Source organism: Enterovirga sp. (assembly GCF_028290205.1).
Taxonomy (GTDB): Bacteria; Pseudomonadota; Alphaproteobacteria; order Rhizobiales; family Beijerinckiaceae; genus Enterovirga.
The window spans coordinates 33,226-43,771 of sequence record NZ_JAQGKF010000047.1 but is presented as its reverse complement, the minus strand read 5'-3'; the positions used below and the strand labels follow the sequence as shown (position 1 = coordinate 43,771).

Annotated in this window: 10 protein-coding genes; 9 read left to right on the top strand and 1 reads right to left on the bottom strand. The window is 71.0% G+C overall.

What is annotated here, in order from left to right:
- A partial coding sequence (locus JWR86_RS03375; RefSeq protein ID WP_299560722.1) for a tRNA dimethylallyltransferase occupies nt 1-481 on the top strand: 481 nt, incomplete at its 5' end.
- Between the two features lie 10 nt (nt 482-491).
- On the opposite strand, the gene JWR86_RS03370 is transcribed toward JWR86_RS03375, so the two are convergent.
- Nucleotides 492-989, bottom strand: coding sequence for an RNA pyrophosphohydrolase (locus JWR86_RS03370; RefSeq protein WP_299560720.1), 498 nt, complete (start codon nt 987-989; stop codon nt 492-494).
- A gap of 85 nt (nt 990-1,074) precedes the next feature.
- On the opposite strand from JWR86_RS03370, the gene JWR86_RS03365 reads away from it, so the two are divergent.
- The 8 genes from JWR86_RS03365 to JWR86_RS03330 all read left to right on the top strand — a co-directional run bounded on the left by JWR86_RS03365 (nt 1,075) and on the right by JWR86_RS03330 (nt 10,530).
- The gene (locus JWR86_RS03365) at nt 1,075-1,878 is read left to right on the top strand and encodes an ion transporter (RefSeq protein WP_299560718.1); all 804 of its coding nucleotides are present in this window, start codon (nt 1,075-1,077) and stop codon (nt 1,876-1,878) included.
- A 93-nt stretch (nt 1,879-1,971) separates the two neighbouring features.
- Nucleotides 1,972-2,766, top strand: coding sequence for an SDR family NAD(P)-dependent oxidoreductase (locus JWR86_RS03360; RefSeq protein WP_299560715.1), 795 nt, complete (start codon nt 1,972-1,974; stop codon nt 2,764-2,766).
- Between the two features lie 160 nt (nt 2,767-2,926).
- Nucleotides 2,927-3,781, top strand: a complete 855-nt coding sequence (locus JWR86_RS03355) for an AraC family transcriptional regulator (protein WP_299560713.1) — start codon at nt 2,927-2,929, stop codon at nt 3,779-3,781.
- 121 nt (nt 3,782-3,902) lie between these two features.
- A complete protein-coding gene (locus JWR86_RS03350) occupies nt 3,903-6,863 on the top strand; it encodes a molybdopterin cofactor-binding domain-containing protein (RefSeq protein WP_299560711.1) in 2,961 nt (986 codons plus the stop codon).
- The gene (locus JWR86_RS03345) at nt 6,860-7,684 is read left to right on the top strand and encodes an FAD binding domain-containing protein (RefSeq protein WP_299560708.1); all 825 of its coding nucleotides are present in this window, start codon (nt 6,860-6,862) and stop codon (nt 7,682-7,684) included. The genes JWR86_RS03350 and JWR86_RS03345 overlap by 4 nt, the downstream gene beginning before the upstream one ends.
- The gene (locus tag JWR86_RS03340) at nt 7,672-8,190 is read left to right on the top strand and encodes a (2Fe-2S)-binding protein (RefSeq protein WP_299560705.1); all 519 of its coding nucleotides are present in this window, start codon (nt 7,672-7,674) and stop codon (nt 8,188-8,190) included. The genes JWR86_RS03345 and JWR86_RS03340 overlap by 13 nt, the downstream gene beginning before the upstream one ends.
- Entirely contained in the window at nt 8,183-9,736 is a 1,554-nt protein-coding gene (locus JWR86_RS03335; protein WP_299560702.1) for an AMP-binding protein, read from the top strand. Before JWR86_RS03340 ends, JWR86_RS03335 begins: the two co-directional genes overlap by 8 nt.
- Complete coding sequence (locus JWR86_RS03330) at nt 9,733-10,530, top strand: enoyl-CoA hydratase-related protein (protein ID WP_299560699.1); 798 nt, start codon at nt 9,733-9,735, stop codon at nt 10,528-10,530. Before JWR86_RS03335 ends, JWR86_RS03330 begins: the two co-directional genes overlap by 4 nt.
- The last annotated feature ends 16 nt before the right edge of the window (nt 10,531-10,546 follow it).

Here is a 10,546-nt window from a genome sequence, read left to right as displayed (position 1 = left end):
GGCCGCCCGGCTGCGGCCGAGCGACCGGCAGCGCGTGCTGCGGGCGCTCGAGGTGCTGGAAGCGACCGGCCAACCGCTCGCCTCCCTGCAGGGCGCGCGCCGACCCGGATGGCTGGCCCGCCGCCGCTGGCGCGGGCTGTTCCTCTCACCTGCGCGAGAAACGCTGCGGGAGCGGATCGACCGGCGTTTCGTGGCCATGGTCGAGGCTGGGGCGCTGGACGAGGTGCGCCGGCTCGGCGCCCGGGGGCTCGATCCGGCCCTGCCGGTGATGCGGGCGCACGGGGTGCCGGCGCTGCTCGGCCATCTGCGGGGCGAGATGTCGCTGGACGAGGCGGTGCGGCGCGGCCAGGCCGATACCCGCGCCTATGCCAAGCGCCAAGTCACCTGGTTCCGCCACCAGATGCCCGGCTGGCACGCCGTCCCGCCCGAGGAGGCCCCGGAGGCGGCCCGGACGCTGCTTGCGGGCGCCGGCCCGGAGTGAGGCGGCCCGGTCAGGTCGCGAAGCGGCGGAATTCCTCCGCTACCGCCCGGTAGATGTCCCGTTTGAACGGGACCACCAGGTCGGGCAGGGCGGCGAGGCGCTCCCAGCGCCATTCCGAGAACTCGGCCGGCTCGCCGTTCACGGACCGGGACAGGTCGATCTCCCGCTCCTCGCCCTCGAACCGCATGGCGAACCAGAGCTGGCGCTGGCCCCGGAAGCGGGAGAGCCGGTGCGGCGGGCCGTCATACGGCGGCCAGTCGTAGGTGAGCCAGCGCGGCATGATTCCGAGCACCGTGGCGCTGGTGACCGAGGTCTCCTCCCAGAGCTCGCGCCGGGCGGCGGGCTCGGGATCCTCCTCGGGGTCGATGCCGCCCTGCGGCATCTGCCACTCGGAGCCGGGCCGGATGATCTCGGGGCCGTCATCCGCCAGGCGCCGGGCCACGAGAACGCGGCCCGCCCGGTTGAACAGGGCGATCCCGACATTCGGTCGAAAGGGCTTCTCGCTCACCGCTACCGGACCCTTGTCTCTCGCCTGTCGACGGCCGACCTCACGCTGCTATAGAGGCGCGCCCCACCTCCGACGAGCACCTGCCATGCTGGCCCGCATCCTCCAGGACACGCGCACGGAACGCGTGATCCTGGGCCTCATCCTGTTCAACGCGGTCACGCTGGGCCTGGAGGCCGAGCCCGCGGTGCTGGCCGCCGGCTGGGGGCCGCTGCTGGAAACGCTGGACGCCGCGATCCTGTCCGTGTTCGTGCTCGAACTCGCCGCCCGGATCAGCGTGCAGCGGCTGCGCTTCTTTCGCGACCCCTGGAACCTGTTCGACTTCGTGGTGATCGGCTTCGCGCTGGTGCCGGCCACCGGCTCCTTGTCCGTGCTGCGGGCGCTCAGGGTCTTGCGCGTGCTGCGGCTCGTGACGGTGATTCCGTCCCTGAAGCGGGTCGTGAACGGGCTCATCACCGCGCTGCCCGGCATGGGGTCGATCCTGATCCTCCTGCTGCTTGTTTTCTACGTCTTCTCCGTGATGGGCGCGAAGCTCTACGGGCCGACCAAGCCCGAGCTGTTCGGGGGGCTCGGCGCGGCGGCCTACAGCCTGTTCCAGGTCATGACCTTCGACGATTGGTCGGGCGGCATCGTGAAGCCGCTGATGGAGACGCATCCGCTCGCCTGGCTGTTCTTTATCGCCTTCATGCTCCTGTCGAGCTTCATGGCCCTGAACCTGTTCATCGGCGTTGTGGTCAGCGCGCTGGACGACGAGACCGGCGACGATGTGCCGAAGCTTTTGCGCGACCCGGACGCGGATCGGCTGATCGCAGAGGAACTCGCGGCGCTGCGGCAGGAGATCGCGGCGCTGCGGCGGGAGCGGGACCCGCACTCGGCTCCGAGCTCCGGCTAGGCTGCGACTGGGTCCAGCTTCGGACCTGCCGGGCGGGGCCGGAACGGCGCGGAGCCGAGCCGGTTGCGCCCTCTCTGCCCGGAGCCAGCGCCCATGGCCAATGCCCGTCCTCTCGCCGTCGTGACCGGCGCCTCCTCCGGCATCGGCTACGAACTCGCACTCGTCTGCGCCCGCAACGGGTTCGACCTGGTCGTGGCCGCAAACGAGCCCGAGATCCGCAATGCCGCGGAGACGTTCAGGAAAGCCGGCGCGACGCTTGTCGAGGCGGTGCAGGCCGAACTCGCCACCACGGAGGGCAACGACCAGCTCTATGCGGCAGCCGAGCGCCTCGGCCGGCCGGTCGACGCGCTGCTGGCCAATGCCGGATCGGGGCTCGGCCATGCCTTCCTGGACCAGCCGTGGGACGGCATCCGGCAGACCATCGACACCAACGTCACCGGCACCACCTACCTGCTGCACAGGATCGGGCGCGACATGCGCCGCCGCGGCGAGGGCCGGATCCTGATCACCGGCTCCATCGCGGGCTTCATGCCGGGCACGTTCCAGGCCGTGTACAACGCGTCCAAGGCCTACCTGAACAACCTGTCCTTCGCGCTGCGCGAGGAACTGGCCGGCACCAAGGTCACCGTGACGGTGCTGCAGCCGGGCGCGACCGACACGCCCTTCTTCGCCCGCGCCGGCATGCTCGACACCAAGATCGGCCAAGCCAAGAAGGACGATCCCGCGATGGTCGCCGAGAAGGGCTTCCAGGCCATGATGAAGGGCTCGTCGGACATCACGACCGGGCTCAAGAACAAGATCCAGGCCGCCGTCGCGAACGTGGTTCCGAACGAACTCCTGGCCAAGGCCCACCGGACCATCGCAGCACCGGGCTCCGGCAAGACGTGACAGCCCGGGGCCGGAGCGGCCGGGAGCGCTGATCGCCGCCGCCGAGTCTCTGCGGAGGTCTTGGCCCGTTTGCGGTCCGGCCCGTCTTGGCCGATGATGACGCCTCTTGGAAACGAGCGGCCGCCCGGGTGCGGCTCAGGGAGGCGCCGAGCGGACGGCCATGTCGAATGCGCTGCGCGTGGCCCATGGCGAGTTTGGCCGGGTCGCTCTCCTGGATATGGACCGCCACCTGGTGCGGCATGCGCATCCGCATTGCCACGTCCTCCTGAAGGTCGAAGGGGCCGACACCCACTTTTCCGTCCGCAACGACCTGGCCCCTTTGACCGACCGCTCCGCGGTGCTGATCAATGCCTGGGAGCCGCACGCCTACGTGCATGACCCGCTCCGGCCCCGGACGGTGATCCTGGCGCTCTACATCGAGCCGAGCTGGCTGCGGGGTTTCCGGCCGAACTGGGCCGCCAGCGGCGCGCCGGGCTTCTTCGAACAGGCGGTCGGAGACGTGTCGCCCCGCATCCGCCAACTGACGCACGACCTGGCCTTCTCGATGGTGCGCGTCCCGGACGGGCGGGCGGCGCACGAGGCGCTTCTGGCCGAACTCATGATCGCCGTGATCGAGCGCTTCACGCCGTGGCGCTCGGTCTCGGTCTCCCTGCGGGGCTTGGCGGAACACGGCATCGGCGACCACCGGGTGCGCCGCGCCATCGAGACCATGCGGGCCTGCCCCGGCGCGGTCACCGACATGACCTCGCTCGCCCGCGTGGCAGGGCTGTCGCGGGCCCAGTTCTTCCGGGCTTTCGAGCGCTCCGCCCGGGTGCCCCCCCGGCTCTATTTGAACATGCTGCGGCTCGAGATGGCGGTCAGCGCCGCGGTCGCCGGCCAGGACACCTTCGCGACCGTGTCGGACCGGCTCGGCTTCGCGGCGCCGGCGCATTTCACCCGCTTCTTCCGCGACCACGCGGGCGCGACCCCGAGCGAGTTCCGCAACGTGGCCGGGCTGACCCGCGCCGCCGCATAGGCGGTCGAAAATGAGACGCGGCGGTAAGCCGTGAGACGGCTCGGTATCGAGGGCGCGGCCCTGACCTGACATGGCTCCAGGCAGGCGCCCAGAGACGCGCCGCCGGAGGATGCCGAGGCTCATGGAGCTTGCGGGTCAAACATGGGTCGGCCAGTCGGTGCCGCGCGTCGAGGACGCCGCGCTTCTCACGGGCCGGGGCCGTTTCATCGACGATCTCGCCACCCGGCCGGGAACGCTCGAAGCCGCGATCCTGCGCTCTCCGCACGGCCACGCCGAGATCCGGGCCATCGACGTCGAAAAGGCCCGGGCCGCGCGCGGCGTCGTCGCCGTGCTGACCGGCCGCGACGTCCAGGCGCTCACCTCGTCCATGGTGGTCGGCGTCAAGGCGCCGCTCGAATGCTGGCCGATCGCCACCGACCGGGTGCGCTATGTCGGCGAGCCGGTCGCGATTGTGGTCGCGACAAACCGCTATCTCGCCGAAGACGCGATGGACCTCATCGAGGTTGAATACGGCGCGCTGCCGGCCGTGATCGACCCGCTCGCGGCGCTCGAAGCTGATGCGCCCGTCATCCATCCCTCGCTCGGCCGCAACCTCGCGAGCGACCGCTCGTTCCGCTACGGCGAACCCGAGGCGGCCTTCGCGGCCGCCCCGCACCGGGTCGAGATCGCCGTCCGGTATCCCCGCAACAGCTGCACGCCGATCGAATGCTACGGCGTGGTGGCGGAGTACGATCCGGGCGAGGACAGCTACGACGTCCTGGCCAATTTCCAGGGCCCGTTCAGCATCCACGCGGTGATCTCGCGCGCCCTGAAGGTGCCGGGCAACCGCCTCAGGCTGCGGACGCCGCCGGATTCCGGCGGCTCCTTCGGCGTGAAGCAGGGCGTGTTCCCCTACATCGTGCTGATGGCGGTCGCCGCGCGCGTCGCGGGCGCGCCGGTGAAGTGGATCGAGGATCGGCTCGAGAACCTGGCCGGGGCCGTGTCGGCCACCAACCGGGCGACCCGGCTCGCCGCCGCCGTCGAGCGGGACGGCCGCATCACCGCGCTGGACTGGGACCAGGTGGAGGATTGCGGCGCCCATCTGCGGGCGCCCGAGCCCGCCACGCTGTACCGCATGCACGGCAACATGACCGGCGCCTATGCGGTCCGGAACGTGCTGATCCGCAACCGGGTCGTGCTGACCAACAAGACACCGACGGGGCTGAACCGCGGCTTCGGCGGACCGCAGGTCTATTTCGCGCTGGAACGGCTGGTGCAGCGCATCGCCCTGGAACTCGGCCTCGATCCGCTGGACGTGATCCGGGCCAATCTCGTTCCGACCGCGGCCTTCCCCTACAAAACCGCGACCGGCGCCATCCTGGATTCCGGCGATTACCTCGGCTCCATGGAGGCGGCGCTGCTGGAGGGCGGCCATGCCGAACTCCTGCGCCGGCGCGACGCGGCGCGGGCCGAAGGACGGCTCTACGGGATCGGCTACACGGCCGTGGTCGAGCCCTCGGTCTCGAACATGGGCTACATCACGGCCGTCCTGCAGCCGGCAGAACGCAAGAAGGCCGGGCCCAAGAACGGCGCCCAGGCGACCGCGACGGTGGCAGTGGATCCGGTCGGCTCCGTGACGGTGCACGTCGCATCCGTGCCGCAGGGGCAGGGGCACCGCACAGTGCTGGGCCAGGTGGTGGCCGACGTGCTGGGGCTGCGGCCGTCCGACATCCGGGTCGCGACCGACATGGACACGGTCAAGGACGCCTGGTCGATCGCATCCGGCAATTACGCGAGCCGCTTCGCGCCGGCCGTCGCCGGAGCGGCGCATCTCGCCGCGACGCGGCTGCGCGACCGCATCGCCCGGGTCGCGGCCGGGCAGTTGAACGTGCGGCCCGAGGACATCGTGTTCAGGGGCGGGCGCATCGGCTCCGCCTCCAATCCGGAAAACGCCGTCCCGTTCACGCGGGTGGCAGCCGCCACCCATTGGGCGCCCGGCACCCTGCCGGAGGGGCTCGAGCACGCCATCCGGGAAACGGTCTTCTGGACACCGCCGGAGCTGGCCGCCCCGACGGAGGCGGACGAGGTCAATTCCTCGCTCTGCCACGGCTTCATCTTCGATTACTGCGGCGTCGAGGTGGACCGCGTCACCGGCGAGGTCCGCATCGACCGCTACGTGACCATGCACGATTGCGGCCGCATCCTGCATCCCGGCATGGTGGCCGGGCAGGTCACCGGCGGCTTCGCCCACGCGCTCGGGGCGGCGCTCTACGAGGAATACAGCTACGGGGCGGACGGCTCGTTCCAGTCCGGCACCTTCGCCGATTACCTGGTTCCCACCGTCATGGAGGTGCCGGAGCCGATCCTGCTGCATCGCGAAACGCGCTCGCCCGTGACGCCGCTCGGCGCCAAGGGCGTGGGCGAGGGGAATTGCATGTCCACCCCCGTCTGCATCGCCAATGCGGTCGCGGACGCGATGGGCCTCGCCGACGTGACCCTGCCGCTCGTGCCGGCGGTGCTGGCGAGCCACCTCCATCCGGCCGAGACGGCGCCGAAGGGCCGGCCCGCCGCCACCGCGCCCGCCCTGTCCGGCGCCCGCCAGCTCTTTGGCGAGGGCACGGCCGAGGTCGCGGCCCCCGCCCAGACGGTGTGGGACATGCTGCTCGACCCGCAGACGCTGCAGACCGTGATCCCCGGCGCGCACGGCGTGGAGAAGGTGTCCGACACCCATTTCAAGGCGGATGTGACGCTCGGCGTCGGCCCCGTGAAGGGGCGCTACCGGGCCGAGATCCACCTCGCCGACCTCGTCCCGCCGCGCTCCGTCACGCTGTCCGGCGAAACCTCCGGCGCGCTCGGCTTCGGCTCCGGGCGGGGCTTCATCACGCTCACCGAAACCGAGGGCCGCACCATTCTCGGCTACCGCTACGAAGCGGCGATCGGCGGCAAGGTCGCGTCCGTCGGCGGTCGCCTGCTCGACGGCGCCGCTCGCTTCGTGATCGGCCAGTTCTTCGCCTCGCTCGCCCGCCATGCGGGAGGACAGGCCGGCGAGAGCCGGCCGGGCGTGTTCGCGCGGGTCCGCCGCCTGTTCGGAGGCGCGCCGTGAAGCCGCCTCCCTTCGATTACCTGCGGGCCGACACGCTGGACGAGGCGCTGGACGCGCTCGCCGCGGCCGGGCCGGACGCCCGGGTGCTGGCCGGTGGGCAATCGCTGCTGCCGATGCTCAACATGCGGCTGGTGCGCCCGACGATCCTGGTGGACGTGATGCGGATCGGCGCGCTTCGCACCGTCGAGGCGCGGGGCGGCGCGCTCGAGGTCGGCGCGGCCGTGCGCCAGGTGGAACTGGAACGGCGCGCGGATCTCGACCAGACGCAGCCCCTGCTGGCGGCGGCTCTGCGCTGGGTCGGGCACGCCCAGACCCGCAACCGCGGCACGGTCTGCGGCTCCATCGCCCATGCCGATCCCTCGGCGGAGCTGCCGCTGGCGCTCGTGGCACTCGGCGGCGAGATCCGGCTGCGCTCGCGCCGCAAGCGACGTGTGGTGGCGGCCGAGACCTTTTTCGCCGGCTCCATGGCGACCGAGCGGCGCGATGACGAGATGATCGAGAGCGTGACCTTCCCGCTGCGCAAGCCCGGCACCGGCTACGCCTTTCGGGAGATCGGCCGGCGGCACGGCGATTTCGCCATCGTGGCCTGCGCCGCGCTGGTGGACGCCACCTCGGCCCGCCTGGCGATCGGCGGCGTGGCCGACCGGCCGGTGGCCCGCGCCCTGCCGCTGCCCGGGCCCGATCTCGACGAGGCCCTGGACGGCTTCGCCTGGAGCCTGGAGGCGCGCGACGACATCCACGCAACGGCCCGCTACCGGCGCGATCTTGTGCGCCGTCTCGGCCGCCAGGTGATCGAGGAGGCTGCCCGATGCCGCGGCTAGGCGCCGACAGGCGACACGAGGTCCGCTTCACGCTGAACGGCCGCCCGGTCGAGGGCGAGGCCGAGCCCCGCATGCTGCTGACCGACTTCCTGCGGCACGTGCTCGGCCGCACCGGGACGCATGTCGGCTGCGAGCACGGCGTGTGCGGCGCCTGCACGGTGCAGATCGACGGCGCTCCGGCCCGCGCCTGCCTGACCCTCGCGGTTCAGGTGGAGGGAGCGGAGATCCGCACCGTCGAGGGGCTCGCGCCGGCGCCCGACCGCCTCTCCGTCCTCCAGGAAAGCTTCCGGGCCCATCACGGCCTGCAATGCGGCTTCTGCACGCCCGGCATCCTGATGTCGCTCGACGAGCTTCTGTCGCGCCGGCCGGATGCGTCCGAGGACGACATTCGCCACCAATTGTCCGGGCACCTCTGCCGCTGCACCGGTTACGCGCCGATCATGAAAGCGGCGCTGGACGCGGCGCGGCGCCTGCGCGGCGAGGGGGAGACCGCAGCCGATGCTTGATCTCGGGACGAGTTTTCTGGCGAGCCTGGATCGGGCTCCGGACGGCCTGGCCCTGGTCGATGGGCCGGTCCGGCTGACCTATCGGCAGTGGTACGAGCGGATCTCCGCGGCCGTGGCGGGGCTCGACGCGCTCGGCCTGCGGCCGGGTGATCACCTGGTCACCGTGCTGCAGAACCGCTGGGAAGCCGCCACGCTGCACTGGGCCTGCCAGTTCGCCGGCGTGGTGATGACCCCGCTGAACTGGCGCGCCAAGCCGGACGAGGTCGATTTCTGCCTCGATGATTGCGACGCGACCGCCGTGGTCTTCGAGGAGGTGTCGGCCGCGTCGGTGCGGGAATCGACCCGGGCCGGAGCCGTGCGGCGCGTGGCGCTCGAGGATGCGCTGCCCGGGGAATACGCCTTCGCCGACCTGCTGGCGCTGGACGCCGAGCCGGCCGTGCCGCGGGTCGGGGCGGAAGCCTGGTCGCTGATGCTGTACACGTCCGGCACCACGTCGCAGCCGAAGGGCGTGCCGCGCCGGCACCGGGCGGAGCGGGCGGCGGCTGTCGCGCATGTGGCGCAGAACCTCTACCGGCGCGGCGAGCGCACGCTCGGCGTGATGCCGCTCTACCACACGATGGGGGTGCGCTCGCTTCTCAGCATGTCGCTGATCGCAGGGGCTTTCGTGTGCCTGCCGCGCTTCGACGTGGCGCGGGCGCTGGAGCTGATCGAGAGCGAGCGGATCACCAACCTCTACCTCGTGCCCACGCTGTATCACGACCTGGTGCACCACGAGCGCTTCGCGGCGGCCGACATCTCCTCGGTCCGCAAGCTCGGCTTCGCAGGCGCCTCCATGACCACCGGGCTTCTCCGCCAGCTCGATGCGGCCTTCCGGCCCGAACTCTTCGTGAACCATTACGGCTCGTCGGAGATCTACACCTTCACGATCGACCAGGACGCGACCCGCAAGCCGGGCTCGGCCGGCCGCTCCGGCATCAACCAGCGCATCGGCGTGGCGAAGCTCGGCACGACCAGCGCCCACGACCGGGCGGCGCCGGGCGAGGAGGGCGAGATCGTGGCCTTGCTGGCCGGCGACGAGGCGTTCGAGGGCTATTGGCGGCGCCCCGACGCGGATGCAAAAGCCCTCCGCGACGGCTGGTACTTCACGGGTGACACGGGCTACATCGATCCGGAGGGCGATCTGTTCGTCACCGGTCGGGTCGACGACATGATCATCACGGGCGGCGAGAATGTCTCGCCGGTGGAAATCGAGAGCTGCCTGTCGCTGCATCCCGCGGTGGCTGAGGTGGCCGTGGTCGGGCTTCCGGACGAGCGCTGGGGCAAAGTCGTCGCCGCCTTCGTGAAGCGGCGCGGCGATGTCGGCGAGGCCGAGCTCGACGCGTTCTGCCGCGAGTCCGGGCTGGCCAATTACAAGCGGCCGCGCCGCATCGTCTTCGTCCAGGACATCCCGAAATCCCCGGTCGGCAAGCTGCTCCGCCGCAAGCTCGTGGCCGGCGAATACGCACCCGAAACCCCCTCCCGATCCGACAAGCAGGCGAGCCCATGAGCGACACGACCGATCCCCGTCTCACCAACCTGAACGGCTTCCGGGTCGACATCGACCCCGCCCGCGAACGGGCCGACGTGGTGCTGTGCCGGCCGCCGATGAACGTCATCGAGATGCCGCAGCGCGACGAGATCCGGAAAGCGTTCGAGGCGCTGGACGAGGACGACCGCGTCCGCGTGATCGTGCTGCGGGCCGAAGGCGAGCACTTCTCGTCCGGCGGCTACATCAAGGGCTTTCTCGAGGCCTCGCCCGAACACGTCTCCAAGCTCGCCTGGAACATGGCGGCGCCCGCCCGCTGCACGAAGCCGGTCATCGCGGCGAACCGCGGCTACACCTTCGGCGTCGGCTTCGAGATCTCGCTCGCCTGCGACTTCCGCATCGTGTCGGAGACCTGCCAATACGCGCTGCCCGAGCAGCGGCTCGGCCAGATCCCGGGCTCGGGCGGCTCCGCCCGCCTGCAGAAGATCGTCGGCATCACCCGCACCAAGGACATCGTGATGCGCTCGAAGCGCATCCCCGGGCTTCAGGCGCTGGATTGGGGCATTGCCACGGAATGCGTGCCAGACGGCGAGCTGGAACTGGCCACCGACCGCCTGGTGGACGAGCTGCGCACCTTCTCGGCCTATGCCCAGCGCACGGCCAAGAAGCTCCTCAACGACACCGAGGACGCCTCCCTCACCACCTCGATCGAACTCGAGGGCCACGCCTATAGCCGGCTCAGGCAGTCGGACGATTTCCGGGAAGGCGTCGAGGCCTTTCACGCCAAGCGGAAGCCGAAGTTCGTCGGCCGCTGAACAACAAACAACACAG

What these genes read in the sequence shown, in the direction of transcription:
- JWR86_RS03355 (WP_299560713.1), top strand. Translation starts at nt 2,927, where the DNA reads ATGTCGAATGCGCTGCGCGTGGCCCATGGCGAGTTTGGCCGGGTCGCT.
- JWR86_RS03335 (WP_299560702.1), top strand. Translation starts at nt 8,183, where the DNA reads ATGCTTGATCTCGGGACGAGTTTTCTGGCGAGCCTGGATCGGGCTCCG.
- JWR86_RS03340 (WP_299560705.1), top strand. Translation starts at nt 7,672, where the DNA reads ATGCCGCGGCTAGGCGCCGACAGGCGACACGAGGTCCGCTTCACGCTG.
- JWR86_RS03330 (WP_299560699.1), top strand. Translation starts at nt 9,733, where the DNA reads ATGAGCGACACGACCGATCCCCGTCTCACCAACCTGAACGGCTTCCGG.
- JWR86_RS03350 (WP_299560711.1), top strand. Translation starts at nt 3,903, where the DNA reads ATGGAGCTTGCGGGTCAAACATGGGTCGGCCAGTCGGTGCCGCGCGTC.
- JWR86_RS03365 (WP_299560718.1), top strand. Translation starts at nt 1,075, where the DNA reads ATGCTGGCCCGCATCCTCCAGGACACGCGCACGGAACGCGTGATCCTG.
- JWR86_RS03360 (WP_299560715.1), top strand. Translation starts at nt 1,972, where the DNA reads ATGGCCAATGCCCGTCCTCTCGCCGTCGTGACCGGCGCCTCCTCCGGC.